Source organism: Pseudomonas hydrolytica, from assembly GCF_021495345.1.
In the GTDB taxonomy this organism is placed as follows: domain Bacteria; phylum Pseudomonadota; class Gammaproteobacteria; order Pseudomonadales; family Pseudomonadaceae; genus Aquipseudomonas; species Aquipseudomonas hydrolytica.
This window is the reverse complement of the sequence record NZ_CP099397.1, coordinates 2,020,858-2,038,957: the sequence shown is the minus strand read 5'-3', so window position 1 is coordinate 2,038,957 and position 18,100 is coordinate 2,020,858. Positions and strand designations below refer to the sequence as shown.

Genomic DNA, 18,100 nt, shown 5'->3' with positions numbered 1-18,100 from the left:
ATGGCCAGCGATAAACCTTCGCCCTGGGGCGCACTCAAGCACAGCACCTTCCGCTGGCTGTGGCTGGCCAGCATCGCCTCGAACATCGGCACCTGGATGCACGAGGTGGGTGCCGGCTGGCTGATGACCAGCCTGTCGGCCAACCCCATGCACGTGGCGCTGGTACAGGTCGCCGGCTCCGCGCCGATGTTCCTCCTGGCGCTGCCGGCCGGCGCCATGGCCGATATCGTCGACAAGCGCCGCTATCTGCTCGGCGTGCAGCTGTGGATGGCGGCGGTGGCGACGCTGCTGGCCGTACTGACCCTGCTCGGCCTGACCACGGTCTGGCTGCTGCTGGGCATGACCCTGGCCATGGGCGTCGGCACCGCTTTGATGATGCCGGCCTGGTCGGCGCTGACGCCGGAGCTGGTGAGCAAGCGCGACCTGCCTTCGGCCATCGCCCTGTCCAGCCTCGGTATCAACGTCGCCCGTGCCCTCGGCCCGGCCATCGCCGGGGTACTGGTCAGCTTGAGCGGCCCCTGGGCGACCTTCGCCCTCAATGCCCTGTCGTTCTTCGCGGTGATGGCGGTGCTGCTGACCTGGAAACGCGAGCGCCAGGTGGCGACCTTCCCGGCCGAGCGCCTGCTGGGCGCCATGCGCGCCGGCTGGCGCTACAGCCGCGCCTCGAAACCGCTGCAATCGGTGCTGGTGCGCGCCGCGGCCTTCTTCGTCGGCGCCAGTGCCGGCATGTCGCTGCTGCCGCTGATCGTGCGCGGCGAGTTGCAGGGCAGCGCCAGCGACTTCGGCCTGATGCTGGGCAGCGTGGGCGTCGGCGCCGTGCTCGGCGCCACCCTGCTGCCGCGCATTCGCGAGCGCATCAGCAGCGACCGCCTGGTACTGCTGGCCAGCCTGCTCTACGCCTTGGTGCTGCTCGCCCTGGCCAGCCTGCGCCACTTCGCCGCCCTGCTGCCGGTGATGCTGCTCAGCGGCGCGGCGTGGATCGCCGTGCTGTCCAGCCTGCAGGTCGCCGCGCAGACCTCGGTACCGGACTGGGTAAGGGCGCGCGCCCTTTCCATCTATATCCTGGTGTTCTTCGGCAGCATGGCCGCCGGCGGCGCGCTGTGGGGCTTCGTCGCCAGCCAGGGGTCGATTTCCCTCGCCCTGTTCGCCGCGGCCGGCTGTCTGGCGCTGGGCGGGCTGCTGACGTCGCGTTTTCCGCTGCCGGTTACCGAAGCCGAGGATCTCGCCCCGTCGCTGCACTGGCCGGCGCCGATCCTCGCCGACGAAGCCGACCTCGAGCGCGGCCCGGTGATGGTCACCCTGCACTACGACATCGCGCCGGAGCATGCCTCGGCCTTTCGCCAGGCAATGAGCGAGGTGGCGCGCATGCGCAGACGCAACGGTGCGTTCTCCTGGGGTCTGGTGCAGAGCAGCGAGAACCCGCGCCACTGGCAGGAGTTCTTCTTCGACGAGTCCTGGCTCGAACACCTGCGCCACCACGGCCGGGTGACCCGCGCCGAGCAACGCATCGAGGCGGCGGCCAGGCAGTTCCAGAGCGCCGGGGTCGCGATACGCATCGACCACTTCCTGATGCCGGGCAAGCAGGTGCCAGAGCATTCGGACATTCAGCATGCCCACGGTCAGCCATGACGGCACAGCGGCGACTGGACGCTCACCGCCATGAGCCGCCAGGCCCTGTTCATTCACGGGACCTGGCTCACCCCGCTGATCTGGAGCCGCTTTCGCCGTCGTTTCGAGGCCTGCGGCTACAGCTGCAGCGCGCCAGCCTGGCCCTCGCTCGACACCGACCTGGCACGCCAGCGCAGCCAACCGCCGAGAGCAATGACCCGCCTGGGTGTCGCGGCCCTTCTCACCCATTACGAAGAGCACCTTCGCACCTTCGCACACCCGCCACTGCTGATCGGCCATGACCTTGGCGGCCTGCTGGTGCAGCTGCTGCTCGACCGCGGCCTGGGCAGCGCCGGTATCGCCATCGCACCGCCGGCCCAGGGCGGGCTGGAAGGGTTGCGCGACAGCGGGCCCTGGCTGCTGCGCCGGACGCTCTGCCGCGGCGTGCTGCACATGAGCCCGCAACATTTCGTGCGCAACATGGCGCAGACGCTGACGCCGGAACGGCAGGCCGCTGCTTACGCGCGGCATATCGTGCCGGCACCGGCCCGGGTATTCTTCGACAACGCGCTGGGCATCGGTAGCCGTATCGACTTCAGCAACGCCAATCGCCCGCCGCTGTTGCTGATCGCAGCGGGCGCGGACCGCACCGTCCGCGCCAGCACGGTCGCGGCGGCCTATCGACGCCACCGGGGCTCGACGGCCGTCACCACGTTCAAACATTTCAGGGGCTACAGCCACTGGCTGATTGCCGAACCGGGTTGGGAAACAATTGCCGACTACTGCATCGAATGGGCACAAGACCAGCTTGGACGCTTCTGAGTCGCCACTCGCCTCGCAGCTTCAACATCTGTACGCGGCACTGGCCCTGCTGTGCCTGCTCATCTGCGCCACCGCTCGCGCCCACGGCAGCGAACTGGAACAGCGCTTCGAACATCGCCGCTGGACCCACAACGACCACAGCCCCAGCCAGATCGGCGCACTGGCGCAGACCCGCGACGGCTATCTGTGGCTCGGCACTCATGATTCGCTGTACCGCTTCGACGGCCTCGACTTCACCCGCTACCTCGCTGCCGATGGTCAGGAACTGGGCATAGTCTCCACCCTGATGGCCAGCGACCAGGGCCTGTGGGTCGGCCTGCGCAATGGCGGCGTGCGTCTGATCGACGCCGAGGGCGAGGTCGCGGCCGCCTTCGACCTGGGCCGCGGCACCATCTACGCCCTGGCGCAGAGCGCCGACGGCCAGCTCTGGGCCGCGGCCAACGATGGCCTGCTGCGCTTCGATGGACAGAGCTGGCAACAGCTTTCCAGCGAAACCGGCTTCGTCGGCACGAACGCCTATGCCCTGCTGATCGATAGCAACGGCCGGCTATGGGTGGCCGACGAGCAGCGCCTCTATACGCTGGAGCCCGGCGCCCGGACGCTGCGCGACAGCGGCATCGCGGTCAGGCGTCCCCGCCAGATCGTCCAGGCCCCCGATGGCGCGCTGTGGCTGGCCGAACGCGACGGCGAGTCGGTACTGCGGCTGGATAGCTCGACCGGGCAGGCCATTCGCATCGAGGTCAGCGAGTCGGTCAATGCCCTGCTGTTCGACCAACGGGGCGCTCTGTGGCTGAGTACCGCCGGCCACGGCCTGCTGCATGCGGCGCAGCCGAATCGCCATGAAGCGGGCGGGTTCGGCACCCTCGAACGTTTCTCCGCCCGCGACGGGCTCAGCTCCGACCTCGTTGCGCCGCTGCATCAGGACAGCGAAGGCAGCCTTTGGGTAGGCACCCACGATGGTCTGGATCGCCTGCGCGACCGGCCGCTGCAACCGGCGGGCCTGCCCGCCAATGCACAGAACCTGGCCCTGGTGGCGGATCAGGCCGGCACGCTCTGGGCCGGCAGCAGCAACCTGCCGGTGATGCGTCTGGATCGCGACGGTCTGCAGCATCTGCCGCTGCAGACGCCGATCAGCGCCACCGCCCGCGACAGCCAGGGCAACGCCTGGCTGGCCGGCCCGCAGGGCATCTGGCGCAGCGAGGGCGCAAGCCTGCAGAAGGTCGCCGAGCTGCCGGTGCAACGCAGCCTGGACTCCGCGGTGCGCGCCATGCTGGTGGATCGCCAGGGCGAGCTGTGGCTGTCGGTCAATCGTCAGGGCCTGTTCGTCCTGCGCGACGGGCGCTGGCACGGGCTGCCGCCGCCGAGCGCCAAGCCGGCGCAGCAGATGCCGGTCAGCGCCGCCCTGGCGCCCGATGGCGGCCGCTGGTTCGGCTATCGCGACAACCTGCTGGTCAGCCACGACGACGGCGGCGAACGTCAATGGGGTGCGGCAGAAGGCCTGGATGTCGGCCATGTGACCGCCATGGCCCATCTGCCGGGGCACGCCTGGGTCGGCGGCCAGCGGGGCCTGGCACGCTTCGACGGGCAGCGCTTTCAGCGTCTGCCGCTGCCGGACAACGGTCTGTTCGACAACCTCTACGCCATCGTCCCGGTGCAGGCCGAAGCGGGCGAAGATCTCTGGCTGCAGGGCAAAGGCGGCATCTTCCAGCTGCCCGCCGCGGAGATCGCCCAGGCCCTGGAAAATCCGGCGCATCACATCCGCTACCGGACCTACGCTGCGCAGGGCGGCCTGGCCAACGATCCCCATCAGGTATTGCCGCTGCCCACAGCGGTGCGCGTCGGCGATGACCAGCTGTGGTTCGTCACCCGCAACGGCGTGGTCGGCCTCGATCCGCTGCGTACCCAGCAAGACAGTGCGCCGCCGCGCGTGCGCATCGAATCGCTGGTGGTGGATGGCGCCGCACTACCGATCAGCACAAGCCCCGTGCTGCCGTCGAGCAGCCAGCGCCTGATCATTCACTACGGCGCGCTGAGCCTGTCGGCGCCCGAAGGCCTGCACTTTCTCTATCGCCTCGACGGCTTCGATCACACCTGGCATTCCGCTGGCCGTCAGCGCCAGGCCGTCTATACCGATCTACCGGCAGGCGACTACCGCTTCCGGGTACGCGCCCTCAACCAGAGCGGCGTGCCCAGCGAACGCGACGCCGAACTCGACTTCAGCATCGGCCCGGTGTTCTACCGCCAGCCGTGGTTCCTGCTGTCGCTTGGCATCGCCCTGCTCGGCGCCCTGCATCTGATTTACCGCAGCAACATGCGGCGCGCCGCGGAGCACCTGCGCACACGCCTGGAAGAACGCCACGAGGAGCGCGAGCGCATCGCCCGCGAGCTGCACGACACCCTGCTGCAGGGTGTGCAGGGGCTGATGCTGCACGTGCAGGCCGCCGCCGACAGCCTGCCTGCCGAACAGCCCAGCCGCGGCCTGCTGGAAAAGGCACTGGACCGCGCCGACCAGGTGATCAACGAGGGACGCGAGCGGGTGCGCGACCTGCGCAACGTACGTCAGGCCTCTGCCGACCTGCCCAAGGCGCTGCGCGAGCTGGAGCATTTGCTCGATCATCCGGGCGTGGCCTATCGGGTCGAGGTGAAGGGCACGCCCCTTGCGCTGCATCCGGTGGTCCACGATGAGCTCTACCTGCTGGCACGCGAGGCCGTCGGCAACGCCTTTCGCCACGCCCACGCCAGCCTCGTGCAAGTGCAGCTGGACTATGACCCGCGTCAGTTCGAACTGCTGGTGACCGACGATGGCCGCGGCATTCGCGCCGATCAGCTGGATAGCAGCAAGGCCCTCGACCACTGGGGCCTGCAAGGCATGCACGAACGCGCCGCCAAGATGAGCGCCACCCTCGACATTCACGGCGTCCACGGGAGTGGCAGCCAGGTGCATCTGACCCTGGCCGGCGAACTGGCCTATCGATGCGAAGAGCCTCCCGCCCGCCGCCGGCTACACTGGAAAAGATTCACGAGGAGCCCGCGACCATGAGCATCGCCACCCCCATCCGCGTGCTGGTCGCCGATGACCACCCGCTGCTGCGCGAGGGCATCGCCGCCGTACTGACGGCGCAGGCGGATATCGAACTGGTGGGCGAGGCCGGCGATGGACAGGAGGCGCTGGACTGCTTCCGCCGCCTGCGCCCGGACGTCACCCTGATGGACCTGCAGATGCCGCGCATGAACGGCATCGAGAGCATCCAGGCCATCCGCAGCGAATGCCCGAGCGCACGCATCGCCATCCTCACCACCTACCGCGGCGACGTACGCGCCCTGCATGCCATCCAGGCCGGCGCCCAGGCCTACCTGTTGAAAAGCAGCCTGCGCAAGGAGCTGGTCGAGACCATTCGCCTGGTAGCCGCGGGCAAGCGCCACATTCCAGCGGAGATCGCCGCCGAACTGGCCGAGCATATCGGCCAGCAGTGCCTCAGCCCCCGCGAGGTCGAGGTACTGCAGGCGGCGGCGCTGGGCTATTCCAACCGCGACATCGCCCTGCAACTGCGTATCACCGAGGACACGGTAAAGGGGCATATGCGCCTGATCATGGACAAACTCGGCGCCAACAATCGCACCCACGCCGTGGCCATTGCCGTGCAGCGCGGCGTTCTCGAGGTCGGCCCCCCACTTTAGTGTTCCCCCTCTTCCCCTCCTTGTGAGCTGGGCGCCGACAGCTCCACCGCGCATGCTCTGTCTCTGACCAGACAAGGAGGCTTCACATGGGCTCGCTCGGAGAAACTCAGGGCATCGCGCCCTGTCTGGCAAAGGCGCTGGACGATGCTCGGACGCTGGCACGGATCGCCGACCTGCTGGCCGATGCAGGAGCGGCCCTGCAGCACGACACCCTGCGCGCCTATGTCTACCTCGACCAGGCCATGGAGCTGCTGCGTCAGGCAAACAGCGGCGTCGAGAGCGGCCTGCGCCATGCGACGGGACTGAACCGCTGGCAAACGCGGCGTCTGGACGAATACATCAGCCGGCATCTGGATATGCCGATCCGCACCTGCCACCTGGCCGCCCAGCTCAACCTGAGCAGCAGCCACTTCTCCCATGTGTTCAAGCAGACCTTCGGCATCACGCCGCTGGCCTACGTGGCGCGCAAGCGCATAGAAGCGGCCCGGGCGATGATGCTGACCACCGATCAGCCACTGACGCAGATTGCCCATGCCCATGGCTTCTGCGATCAGTCGCACTTCACCCGCACCTTTCGCCGCGAGACCGGAGTCAGCCCCTTGCTGTGGCGGCAGCGCTGCGCCGCGAAGGCGCAGGCTGCCTCCGAGGGTTGATCAGCCCAGCATGGTCACATGACGCGGATGGCTGGCCACACGCTCGAGCCAGGCGCGCACGGCCGGGAAGGCTTCGAGGCTGAAACCGCCCTCATCGGCCACGTGGGTGTAGGCATACAGGGCGATATCGGCGATGGAGTAATGCTCGCCGACCAGATAGGGCGTGCGTTCGAGCTGTTTTTCCATCACCTTCAGGGCCTTGTAGCCGAGCTTCAGGCAGCGCGCGTGTTCCTCGCGGCGCTCCTCGGGCATGCCCTGGTAGAGCTGGATGAAACGCGCCACGGCAACATAGGGCTCATGGCTGTACTGCTCGAAGAACTGCCATTGCAGCACCTGGGTGCGCAGGCGCGGCTCGCGGGGCAGGAAGTCGCTACCATCGGCGAGGTAGTTGAGGATGGCGTTGGACTCCCACAGGCAGGTGCCGTCGTCCAGCTCCAGCACCGGAATCTTGCCGTTGGGGTTCTTGGCCAGGAAGGCTTCGCTCTGCGTTTCGCCCTTGAGAATGTCGATAGGCACCCACTCGTAGGGTTTGCCGAGCAGATGCAGCATCAGCTTGACCTTGTAGCAGTTGCCCGACCGGTAATCGCCGTAGACCTTGTACATCGCATTGCCCTCCCCGTGTTTCCTTGTGTTTTCGAAGGAGCCGACTCGCCGGCGATCCGCCGCAGCGAGAGCGTCGCCAGCTAGCTGCTCCTACGCTACAAACCTCTACTTCACCTGCGCCTCTCGAATCACCGCCGCCAGTCGGCGCAGCCCCTCACCCAGGCGCTCCGGCGCCACATGGCTGAAGTTCAGGCGCAGGTGGCCAGGGTTGGCATCCGGGTCGATGAAGAACGGCTCGCCCGGCATGAAGGCGACGTTCTGCGCCAGCGCCGCATCGAGCAGGGTGCGGGTGTCCAGCGGCTGCTTGAGGGTCAGCCAGAAGAACAGGCCGCCCTGCGGGATCTGCCAGTCGGCCAGTTCGCCGAAGTGTTCCAGCAGCGCGGCCTGCATGGCGTCGCGGCGGATGCGGTAGAAATCGCGCAGCTCGGCCAGGTGGCCACTGTACTGCTCGCTGCCCAGCCACTGCAGCGCCTGCCACTGACCGATGCGGTTGGTGTGCAGGTCGGCCGACTGCTTCAGGCGCAGCAGGTGCGGGTACAGGTCCTTGGTGGCGATCAGGTAGCCGACGCGCAGGCCCGGCAGCAGGGTCTTGGATACGGTGCCGGTGTAGATCCAGCTGGCCTTCTGCAGGCGGCTGACGATGGGCGTGGCGCTGCCGGCGTCGAACACCAGCTCGCGGTACGGCTCGTCCTCGATCAGGGTCACGCCGAACTCGTCGAGCAGCGCCGCCACCGCTTCGCGCTTGGCTTCGCTGTAACGGGTGCCGGACGGGTTCTGGAAGGTCGGAATCAGGTAGGCGAAAGCCGGCTTGTGCGTTTCCAGACGCTGGCGCAGCGCGGCCAGCTCGGGGCCATCGGCCTCCTGCGGCACGCTGATGCAGTCGGCGCCGAACAGCTGGAAGGCCTGCAGCGCGGCCAGGTACGTCGGCGCCTCGAGCAGCACCTCGGTGCCCGGATCGATGAACAGCTTGGAGGCCAGATCCAGCGTCTGCTGCGAGCCGCTGACGATCAGCACCTGGCTGGCCTCGCAGGGCACGCCCAGAGCCCGCGCCTCGGCGGCGATGGCTTCACGCAGCGCCGGCTCGCCCTCGCTCATGCCGTACTGGCCCATGCTCGCCGGCATCTCGGCCCAGTCCACCTTCGGCAGCATCGGCTCGGCCGGCAGCCCACCGGCGAAGGACATCACCTCCGGACGCTGCGCCGCGGCGAGAATTTCACGGATCAGGGAGCTTTTCAGGCGGGCGATGCGTTCGGAGAAGGCCATGGGATGTCCTGGGGTGCAAATGTCATTGGAATTAAGTCAAACTGCTTGACCGAAACTACGACGCCGCCCAGAGATACGTCAATATGACTGACCTAAAAAATTTCCCCGAGAAATTTTTGACCGCGCCCAGCGACGGCCCGCAGGGTGGCCGCACCGGGTGGCAGGCGATGAAGAACCCCGCCGTGCAGCAGGCGGCCATGGAGGCCTTCTTCTTCGGCTACCAGGCCTTCACCGCCAAGCCCGACGAGATGCTGGCCAGGCGCGGCCTGTCACGGGTGCACCACCGCATCCTGTTCTTCATCGCCAAGTATCCCGGGCTGAGCATGAAGGAGCTGCTGGGCTATCTGGGCGTGAGCAAGCAGGCGCTGAACACGCCGCTGCGCCAGCTGATGGAAATGCACCTGGTGCAGAGCGAGGCGGCAGCAGACGACAAGCGCAAACGCCTGCTCGGCTTCACCGCCGAAGGCGCCAAGCTGGAACAGGCCCTGCGTCGCGAGCAGGCGCGACTGCTGCAGCGGGTGTTCAGCGAAATGGGAGAAGAAGCCGTACAGGGCTGGCTGGCCGTCAATCACGCCCTGGCCCGCAGCCGCCACGAACGTACGTAGCCACCGCGGCCATGTCCCACTCCTAGCAGCGTTGCTGGCGAAGCCTCTTGTTCGCGAGCAACGCTGCTCCTACCGATTCAGCCTCCCCCCTTCCATTCCCCTGCACCGCCGGTCATTTCGGCAATTGCGCGCAACCATGACCTCTGCAATCATATGCGAATCATTATCACCTTAACTTAGATATCGCGAGGTGCGCGTGTCGGTTCAGGATTCCAGCAATCAGCAGTTGGTCGGCCTGCTTTACCGCGACCATCGCGACTGGCTGTTCGGCTGGCTGCGCAAAAGTCTGAATTGCACGCAGCGCGCCGAAGACCTGAGTCAGGACACCTTCGTGCGCCTGCTCGGCCGCCCGGACCTGCACAGCCCGCGTGAACCTCGTGCCTTGCTCACCACCATCGCCAGGGGCCTGCTGATCGACCAGTTCCGCCGCAGTGCGCTGGAGCGCGCCTATCTCGAAGAACTCGCTCTGGCCCCCGAGGCCCTGCAACCGAGCCCCGAGGAACAGGCGCTGGCGCTGGAACAGCTGAGCGAGATCGATCGTCTGCTCGGACACCTGTCGAGCAAGGCGCGCGCCGCCTTCCTCTACAACCGCCTGGACGGTCTCGGCCATGCCGAGATCGCCGAGCGTCTGGGCGTATCGCCCTCGCGGGTGCGCCAGTACCTCGCCCAGGGCCTGCGCCAGTGCTACATCGCGCTGTATGGAGCGCCGCAATGAACCGGGTATCGGCGCGCGCCCTGGATGAGGCCATTGCCTGGCAGCTGTGCCTGGACTCCGGCGAGGCCAGCGAACAGCAACGCCAGGATTTCGCCCGCTGGCTGGCGGCCCATCCCGAGCATGGCCTCGTCTGGCGCAGGCTCGGCGGCATCGACCAGCAACTCGCCGCGGCCACCCCTGCGCCGGCCCGCCGCGCCCTGCTGCAAGGCGGCCAGCGGCGTCGCAGCCTGCGACGCCTGGGGGGCAATGCCCTGGCCCTGCTGCTGGCAAGCGGCATCGCCCTGGCCTTGCTGGCTCAGCAGCGCCCGCTGGGCGACTACCTTGCCGACTATCGCACCGCCGCCGGGGAGCAGCGCGACCTGCTGCTCGCCGACCGCAGCCAGATCCGCCTCAACAGCCGCAGTGCGCTGAACGTTGCGTTCGACGACGACGAGCGCCGCCTGGTGCTGCTCAGCGGTGAAATCCTGATCCAGACCGCCAAGGGCGATGCGCGTCCGTTCGTCGTGGAGACGGCGCAGGGCCGCCTGCGTGCCCTGGGAACGCGCTTTCTGGTGCGTCGCGATGGCGACGCCACCGAGCTGATCGTCCTGCAGTCGGCCGTGGCTGCGCGGCCGCTCTCCGGTACGCAGGAGCGCATCATCCAGAGTGGCGAGCAGGTGCGCATGGACAGCCGGCACCTCGGCGACAGCAGCCCCGCTCCCATCGGCGCCGATGCCTGGAGTCGCGGCATGCTGGTGGCGGACAACCTGCCGCTGCAGCGCCTTATCGATCAACTCGGCGAATACCGTAGCGGCTACCTGGGCCTCGACCCGAGCCTGGCCGGCTTGCGTATCAGCGGCAGCTTCCCGCTGCACGACAGCGACAAGGCCCTGGCCGCGCTGCCACCGAGCCTGCCGGTGCGCATCGAGCAGATCGGCCCCTGGTGGACGCGCGTCGTGCCGGCAGAAAAATAATCTGCCGCCCCTGTCATTTTTGATTTCTGCTTCGGCAAAAGGACATTGAGATACATTACCTCTTAGGAGAAGTTCGCAATGTCCTCCACCGCCGCTCCCTTCCGCCGCACTCTGCTGGCGCTGACCATCGCCTTCGCCGGCCAGGTGGGGCTGGCTCATGCCGAGCCCTATCAGCTGCCCGCCGGCCCCCTGGCCGCCACGCTCAACCAGATCGCCAGCCAGGCCGGCGTGACCCTGAGCATCGACCCGGCGCTGACCGAGGGCAAACGCTCGGCGCCGGTAGAAGGTGATCTGCAAGCCGTCGACGCGCTCAACCAGGCCCTGCGCGGCACCGGTCTGCAACTGCAGAGCAACGGCGCTGGCGTCTACAGCCTGGTGCCTGCCGCCGAATCGGCGGTGGCGCTGCCCGACGTAACCGTTACCGCCAGCGAACAGGCCGCCGAAACGGCCTGGGGCCCGACCCGCGGCTACCTGGCCAGCCGCACGGCAACCGGCACCAAGACCGACACGCCGCTTCTGGAGACGCCACGCTCCATCTCGGTTGCCACCCGTGAGCAGATGCAGGATCGCAAGGTGCAGAACCTGGACGATGCCGTGCGCTACATGCCCGGCGTGATCGCCAGCAGCTACGGCAGCGACAGCCGCGCCGACTGGATGAAGATCCGCGGCTTCGAACCGATTCAGCTGCTCGACGGCCTGCCGCTGCCCAAGGGCAGCTACACCATGCCCAAACTGGAGACCTGGAACCTGGAGCGCGTCGCCGTGCTGCGCGGCCCGGCCTCCTCGGTCTATGGCCAGACCCCGCCCGGCGGCCTGGTTGACGCCGTCAGCCGTCGCCCACAGGCCGAAAGCAGCCATGAAGTGCAGGTGCAAGTCGGTAACTACCAGCACAAGCAGATCAGCTTCGACAGCACCGGCAAGATCGATGACGAGGGCCGTTTTCTCTACCGGTTCAGTGGCGTGGGTCGTGACAGCGGCACGGTCATCGAGCATATGGATGACCAGCGCTTCAACCTGGCGCCCAGCCTGACCTGGAACATAGCAGGCGACACCAGGCTGACCTTCCTCGGACAGTTCAATCGCGACGATACCGGCGGCACCAGCCAGTTCCTGCCTCTGCAAGGCACCAAGCTGGGCACGCCGGCCGGCAAGATCGACTACAACAAGAACCTCGGCGACCCCGACTGGGAGTTCTACGACAAGACCTTCTATGCCCTCGGCTACGCCTTCGAGCACCGCATCAACGATGTCTGGCAGTTCAATCAGAACCTTCGCTACAGCAAGCTCGAGCTGGATAACCAGATCATCACGGCTGGGGGTTGGGCTACCGCGGTCGCTGACGACGGCACGGTTGCGCGCGGCGCCAACGTGTACGACGAGAACATCAGCCACTTCGCCATGGACAACAATTTCCAGGCTGACTTCCGTACGGGCGCGCTGACCCATACCTTGCTGCTGGGCGTGGATTATCTGCGCGTCAACACCGATTACCGCTGGCTGTATGGCAGCGCCCCGAGCAGCAATATCATCAACCCGATCTATGGCCAGGACTTCAGTGGTGTCGCCTACACCGCCTTCCAGGACTACAACCAGAAGCGCAGGAACGCAGGCCTCTACCTGCAGGATCAGATCGCCCTCGACGCCTGGCGCCTGACCCTGGGTGGCCGCTGGGATCGGCTGGATACCGACTCGGTGTTCTACAACGCCAATGACGCCGAGGACAGCCGCCGCGACAGCCAGTTCAGCGGCAACGCCGCGCTGAGCTACGTCTTCGACTCCGGCTTCACACCCTACCTGTCCTACGCCGAATCCTTCCAGGCCGAAGCGGGCGGCAATGGCGGCGCCGCGTTCAAACCCAGTACCGGCAAGCAGTACGAGCTGGGCATCAAGTACCAACCGCCGGGCAGCGACATGCTGTTCACTGCCGCGGTCTATGACCTGAAGCGGCAGAACATCGTGACCACCAATATCGCCGGCGCCAGCGAACCGGTGAGCGAGGTAGAGGTACGCGGCCTGGAGCTGGAGGCCACCGGCAACCTCACCGAGAACCTCAGCCTGACGGCCTCCTACACCTACACCAACAGCAAGATGACCAAGGTTGGCGACCCGCGCGACAAGAACCGCGCCCTGCCTCTCACGCCGGAACACCAGGCTTCGATCTGGGCCGACTATGACTGGAATCAGGGCATGCTGGCCGGATTCGGCGTTGGCTTCGGCGCCCGCTTCGTCGGCTCCACCGACAACATCGCCGTCGGCAACCTGGGTTTCGTGCGGGATGCCTCCGACGGCCACAGCAGCGCCTACACCGTCTACGACGCTGCCGTGCGCTACGACCTCGGTCAGCTCGATGCCAGCCTGCGTGGTGCCAGCGTATCGCTCAACGCCAACAACCTGTTCGACAAGGAATACCTGGCCACCTGCGACGGCTTCTACTGCTATGCCGGCGACCCGCGCCGGGTCACCGCGAGTATCGACTACAAGTGGTAACAGGCTGAAAAACAGGAGCCGCCCGATGGGCGGCTCCTGCCATTTACGCCACAGTCAGCCCGCCGTCTCCTGCAACTCGGCAGCACCCTTGAAGAACACCAGCATCAGCGCCACGCCCGCCCCTAGCAACGGCAGCAACGCCACCAGCATCAACAGCACGCTGGCCAACATCAGCCCACCGACGATATCGAGCCAGGCCATCACTTTCAGCGCCGGATAGGGACCTTGCAACTTGAGCAGCCGTATCCCCAGCCAGGTAGTGCAGATGCCCATAAGACACAACAGCGCCATATAGCCGATGGTCTGCCAGTCCAATCCGGCGAACAGTTGGTCACTGAAAAGCATGTCCACTGCCTCCAGCAGCAGCGTCACCGCCAGCAGCAACCAGATCGGTACGCTGAGGTTGCGCGCGAAAAAACGCACCTCGGCAAAGGCTTTGAAACGCAGCAGCAGGTAGCAGCCGAGTAACGCCAGCACCAGGCTAAGCCAGTCGGTGTAGGTAAACAGCAGTTCAGCTTCATCTGCCTCCAGCAGGGCTCCGGCAAATGTAAGCCCGACCACCATAGCGTTGGCTACCACCGAGACCAGCGCCAGCCAGCCGAGCACCCGCAGCTGGCGAGCGCTCCAGCCTGGCAGGCGGTGAACGGGAGCGGCGTCGAGCAGCTCCACCTGTGGCGCACTGTAGGGATTGTCCGGTTGCATCGCACGTCCGCCTTGTTCGGCAAAAACCCGAGGCTAACCAGCCGCGCGGCGCTTGACCAGACTGTACGGTTCAACCCAGCGGTGGCTGTACCGCGACGCCACCGCAGCCGCGCAATAGGCTTTGCCAGTCACCGGAGAACGACCATGTCCACCGAACTGCTGCTCGCCTTCATTGCCTTCGCCTTCGTCACCTCGGTGACGCCCGGCCCCAACAACATGATGCTGCTCGCCTCGGGCGTGAATTTCGGCGTGCGCCGCAGCATCCCGCACATGCTCGGCATCAGCCTGGGCTTCATGCTGCTGGTGGCCTCGGTAGGCCTGGGCCTCGGCCAGCTGTTCGAACGCCTGCCGGTGCTGCATGACGTGCTGCGTTACGTCGGCGCGGCCTACCTGCTCTACCTGGCCTGGAAGATCGCCCAGGCCGGCGCTCCGCAAGGCCGTGACAACCCCGCCGCCAAGCCGTTTACCTTTCTCCAGGCCGCGGCCTTCCAATGGGTCAACCCCAAGGCCTGGATCATGGCCATCGGCGCCATTACCACCTATACCCCGCAGGACGGCTTCGTCAGCAACGTGCTGCTGATCGCTGCACTGTTCGCCCTGGTCAACTGCCCCAGCGTCGGCCTGTGGACCGTCGCCGGCAGCCTGCTGCGCAGCTGGCTGGACAACCCGCGCGCCCTGCGCGCCTTCAATATCGGCATGGCGCTACTGTTGGTCGCCTCGCTCTACCCCATCTTCGTCGACACGGGACTGCTCTGATGCAAGACGTCGCCCCTACCCGCCTGCGCCCACTGGCCGATACCTCCACCTCGGCCGTGGTGGCTGGCTTCATCGCCATGCTCACCGGCTACACCAGCTCCCTGGTGCTGATGTTCCAGGCCGGCCAGGCGGCCGGCCTCAGCGCCGGGCAGATTTCCTCGTGGATCTGGGCACTGTCGATCGGCATGGCACTGTGCTGCATCGTGCTCTCGCTGCGCTACCGCGCGCCGGTGATGATCGCCTGGTCGACGCCCGGTGCGGCGCTGCTGATCACCAGTCTGCCGCAGGTCTCTTATGGCGAGGCGATTGGCGCCTATATCCTGGCTTCGGGCCTGATCGTGCTGATCGGCCTGACCGGAACCTTCGACCGCCTGATGCGCCGCATACCCGCCTCCATCGCCGCTGCGCTGCTGGCCGGTGTGCTGTTCAAGATCGGTCTGGAAATCTGCGTGGCCGCCGAGCAGCAGCCCTTCCTGGTGATCGCCATGCTGCTGGCCTATCTGCTCGGCAAACGTCTTTGGCCGCGCTACTCGGTGCTCTCCGCGCTGATCGTGGGCAGTGTGCTGGCCGGGGTCTTCGGCCTGCTGGACTTCAGCGATTTCCAGCTGCAGCTGGCCACGCCTGAATGGACTACGCCCAGCTTCTCGCTGGCCGCGGCGATCAGCATCGGCATTCCGCTGTTCATCGTCGCCATGGCCTCGCAGAACCTGCCCGGCATGGCCGTGCTGCGCGCCAACGGCTATGACGTGCCGGCCTCACCGCTGCTGACCAGCACCGGCCTGGTATCGATCCTGATGGCGCCGTTCGGCAGCCACGGCATACACATGGCCGCCATCAGCGCCGCCATCTGCGCCGGCCCGGAAGCCCATGAAGACCCGCGCAAGCGCTACACAGCGGCGGTCTGGTGCGGGGTGTTCTACGCCATCGCCGGCATCTTCGGCGCCACCCTGGCCTCGCTGTTCGCCGCGTTGCCGGCCGCACTGATCCTCTCCATCGCCGCGCTGGCGCTGTTCGCCTCGATCATTGGCGGCCTGACCCAGGCCATGAGCGAGCCCAACGAGCGCGAAGCGGCGCTGATCACCTTCCTGGTCACGGCGTCGGGGATGACCCTGGCCGGCGTCGGCTCGGCCTTCTGGGGCATAGTCGCCGGCCTGTTGACCCTGGCCGTGCTGAACTGGGGCAAGCGGTAGCCCCCGCAGCCCGGATGCAATCCGGGCTACGAGCGGTAGGGTGCGCCGTGCGCACCACTGGCTAACAGCCTGTTCAACGGTGCGCGCAGCGCACCCTACCGTCCGGGCGCCGGCTCGGCCAGTTCTGCGCCATGCACGCGGTTGACCCACAGGCCGAACAGCGCCGCCGTGATGAACATGATCAGGCTGTAGATGGCTGCGGGAATGGCCATGGTCGGGTTGTTCAGCAGCGCCGGGCTGAGCGCCAGGGCGATGGCCAGGGTGCCGTTGTGGATGCCGATCTCCATGGCGATGGCGATCGCCTGGCGCAGATTGAGCTTGAGCAGCCTGGGTACGCAGTAGCCCACCGCCATGCTCAGCAGGTTGAAGGCCAGCGCCGCGCCGCCGACCGACGGCGCGTAATCGACGAAGGTGCGCCAGTCCTTGGCCACCGCCAGCAGGATGATCAGCAACAGGAACAGCGCCGAAACGATCTTCACCGGTTTCTGCATGCGCTCGGCGAAACCGGGAAAGCGGCTGCGCAGCCACATGCCGATGGCCACCGGGCCGAGAACGATGGCGAACACCTGCACCACCTTGGCGAACTGCAGCGGTATGGCCTGATCGTCCGCCATGAAGTACATCAGCGACAGGTTGACGATCAGCGGCATGGTCAGAATCGCGATCACCGAATTCACCGCGGTCAGGGTGATGTTCAGCGCCACGTCGCCATGGGCCAGGTGGCTGTACAGGTTGGCCGTGGTGCCGCCCGGCGAGGCGGCCAGCAGCATCAGGCCGACGGCCAGTGCCGGTGCCAGGCCGAAGGCCTTGGCCAGGAAGAAGCAGGCCAGCGGCAGCAGCAACAGCTGGCAGGCCAGGCCGATCAGCACGGGTTTGGGAAATTTCACCACCCGGGCGAAATCGGCCAGGGTCAGCGACAGGCCGAGGCCGAGCATGATGATGCCCAGCGCGGCGGGAAGGAAAAACGTCAGCAAGGGATCGGCGGTCATTATTGTTATCGCTCCAGGGGAACCTGGCAGGATTTTGCGCAGTCAGGGCCACCGCTGACAGTGGCCCTGCGAGCCAACCTTCGTCCGCTGAGCTAGCGGGATAGAGCCGTCAGATCGCCGTGGCCCCACCGTCCACCGCCAGCGCCTGGCCGGTGGTGAACGCGGCGTGATCGCTGCACAGATAGAGTACGGCGGCGGCGATCTCCTCGACCTTGCCGATGCGCCCGACCGGGTGCATGGCGGCGGCGAACTCGGCCTTCTTCGGATCGGCTTCATAGGCGCGGCGGAACATGTCGGTGTCGATCACCGCCGGGCACACCGCATTGACGCGGATTTTCTTCTTCGCGTATTCCACCGCCGCGGACTTGGTCAGGCCGATCACCGCATGCTTGGAAGCGGCGTAGATGCTCATCTTCGGCGCCGCGCCGAGGCCTGCCACCGATGCGGTGTTGACGATGGCGCCAGCGCCCTGAGCCAGCATCAGCGGGATCTGATGCTTCATGCACAGCCACACACCCTTGACGTTGACGCCCATGATGGCGTCGAACTCGGCCTCGTTGCCGTCGGCCAGCTTGCCCTGCTCGATCTCGATACCGGCGTTGTTGAAGGCGTAATCCAGACGGCCGTATTGCGCCATGGTGGCGTCCATCAGCGCCTTGACCTCGGCGTCGCAGGTCACGTCGCAACGCACGAAGCAGGCCTCGCCACCGGCCGCGCGAATCAGCTCGACGGTACCCTCGCCGCCTGCCACGTCCACGTCGGAAACCACCACCTTCAGCCCTTCGGCAGCGAACGCCTGGGCGGTGGCGCGGCCAATACCGGCGGCAGCGCCGGTGACCAGGGCGACCTGGCCGGAAAACGTCATGCTCATGTCTGCTTCCTCGCAGCGATTCTCGTTGAATTGGCGAGGAGTCTAGCCAGACGGCGAAGCGCGCAGCAGCACTATCAGGCTCTGGAGTGAAGGGTCATGCAGGGCGCTGATGGCGACTCCACCAGCGCGGTGCCGCGATCAGCGGGTAGCCCGGATGAAATCCGGGAAAGATCGGACGGCATGCCAGACCGCCCCGGATTTCATC

Annotated in this window: 16 protein-coding genes; 11 read left to right on the top strand and 5 right to left on the bottom strand. The window is 66.7% G+C overall.

The genetic code is table 11. The features are described 5' to 3' along the window. The 5 genes from L1F06_RS09385 to L1F06_RS09365 all read left to right on the top strand — a co-directional run bounded on the left by L1F06_RS09385 (position 1) and on the right by L1F06_RS09365 (position 6,761). Positions 1-1,629 (top strand): MFS transporter, encoded by a 1,629-nt coding sequence (locus L1F06_RS09385; protein ID WP_129483351.1) that lies wholly within the window; start codon positions 1-3, stop codon positions 1,627-1,629. 30 nt (positions 1,630-1,659) lie between these two features. After that, positions 1,660-2,430 (top strand): alpha/beta fold hydrolase, encoded by a 771-nt coding sequence (locus L1F06_RS09380; RefSeq protein ID WP_129483350.1) that lies wholly within the window; start codon positions 1,660-1,662, stop codon positions 2,428-2,430. Further along, positions 2,417-5,470 (top strand): sensor histidine kinase, encoded by a 3,054-nt coding sequence (locus L1F06_RS09375; protein ID WP_129483349.1) that lies wholly within the window; start codon positions 2,417-2,419, stop codon positions 5,468-5,470. Before L1F06_RS09380 ends, L1F06_RS09375 begins: the two co-directional genes overlap by 14 nt. Then, positions 5,467-6,108: a response regulator transcription factor gene (locus L1F06_RS09370; RefSeq protein ID WP_012018906.1), complete on the top strand. Its 642-nt coding sequence runs from the start codon at positions 5,467-5,469 to the stop codon at positions 6,106-6,108. The genes L1F06_RS09375 and L1F06_RS09370 overlap by 4 nt, the downstream gene beginning before the upstream one ends. 86 nt (positions 6,109-6,194) lie before the next feature. Continuing rightward, a complete protein-coding gene (locus tag L1F06_RS09365; protein ID WP_096826695.1) occupies positions 6,195-6,761 on the top strand; it encodes a helix-turn-helix transcriptional regulator in 567 nt (188 codons plus the stop codon). Here the strand turns inward: L1F06_RS09365 and L1F06_RS09360 are convergent, their stop codons facing one another. Together L1F06_RS09360 and L1F06_RS09355 are read right to left on the bottom strand one after the other, a co-directional pair. Beyond that, entirely contained in the window at positions 6,762-7,364 is a 603-nt protein-coding gene (locus tag L1F06_RS09360) for a glutathione S-transferase family protein (RefSeq protein ID WP_090428332.1), read from the bottom strand. 105 nt (positions 7,365-7,469) lie between these two features. Further along, entirely contained in the window at positions 7,470-8,627 is a 1,158-nt protein-coding gene (locus L1F06_RS09355) for an aminotransferase-like domain-containing protein (RefSeq protein WP_129483348.1), read from the bottom strand. Positions 8,628-8,710: 83 nt separating this feature from the next. Between L1F06_RS09355 and L1F06_RS09350 the strand changes: the two genes are divergently transcribed. The 4 genes from L1F06_RS09350 to L1F06_RS09335 all read left to right on the top strand — a co-directional run bounded on the left by L1F06_RS09350 (position 8,711) and on the right by L1F06_RS09335 (position 13,387). Beyond that, on the top strand, positions 8,711-9,232 hold the full coding sequence (locus L1F06_RS09350; protein WP_129483347.1) for a MarR family winged helix-turn-helix transcriptional regulator: 522 nt from the start codon (positions 8,711-8,713) through the stop codon (positions 9,230-9,232). Positions 9,233-9,428: 196 nt separating this feature from the next. Continuing rightward, positions 9,429-9,947, top strand: coding sequence for an RNA polymerase sigma factor (locus L1F06_RS09345; RefSeq protein WP_003243715.1), 519 nt, complete (start codon positions 9,429-9,431; stop codon positions 9,945-9,947). Beyond that, positions 9,944-10,900, top strand: coding sequence for a FecR domain-containing protein (locus L1F06_RS09340; RefSeq protein ID WP_129483346.1), 957 nt, complete (start codon positions 9,944-9,946; stop codon positions 10,898-10,900). The genes L1F06_RS09345 and L1F06_RS09340 overlap by 4 nt, the downstream gene beginning before the upstream one ends. A 78-nt stretch (positions 10,901-10,978) precedes the next feature. Then, a complete protein-coding gene (locus L1F06_RS09335) occupies positions 10,979-13,387 on the top strand; it encodes a TonB-dependent siderophore receptor (protein WP_129483345.1) in 2,409 nt (802 codons plus the stop codon). A 54-nt stretch (positions 13,388-13,441) separates the two neighbouring features. Here L1F06_RS09335 and L1F06_RS09330 read toward each other — a convergent pair whose 3' ends face one another. Then, on the bottom strand, positions 13,442-14,089 hold the full coding sequence (locus tag L1F06_RS09330) for a hypothetical protein (RefSeq protein ID WP_129483344.1): 648 nt from the start codon (positions 14,087-14,089) through the stop codon (positions 13,442-13,444). A gap of 144 nt (positions 14,090-14,233) precedes the next feature. Here L1F06_RS09330 and L1F06_RS09325 point away from each other — a divergent pair, with 144 nt between their 5' ends. After that, complete coding sequence (locus L1F06_RS09325) at positions 14,234-14,845, top strand: LysE family translocator (RefSeq protein ID WP_003243708.1); 612 nt, start codon at positions 14,234-14,236, stop codon at positions 14,843-14,845. Further along, positions 14,845-16,035, top strand: coding sequence for a benzoate/H(+) symporter BenE family transporter (locus L1F06_RS09320; RefSeq protein WP_003243705.1), 1,191 nt, complete (start codon positions 14,845-14,847; stop codon positions 16,033-16,035). Before L1F06_RS09325 ends, L1F06_RS09320 begins: the two co-directional genes overlap by 1 nt. Before the next feature lie 95 nt (positions 16,036-16,130). On the opposite strand, the gene L1F06_RS09315 is transcribed toward L1F06_RS09320, so the two are convergent. Both L1F06_RS09315 and L1F06_RS09310 read right to left on the bottom strand, forming a co-directional pair. Further along, positions 16,131-17,024 (bottom strand): bile acid:sodium symporter family protein, encoded by an 894-nt coding sequence (locus L1F06_RS09315; RefSeq protein ID WP_012018916.1) that lies wholly within the window; start codon positions 17,022-17,024, stop codon positions 16,131-16,133. Between the two features lie 109 nt (positions 17,025-17,133). Next, complete coding sequence (locus L1F06_RS09310) at positions 17,134-17,895, bottom strand: SDR family oxidoreductase (protein WP_129483343.1); 762 nt, start codon at positions 17,893-17,895, stop codon at positions 17,134-17,136. Positions 17,896-18,100 lie beyond the last annotated feature (205 nt).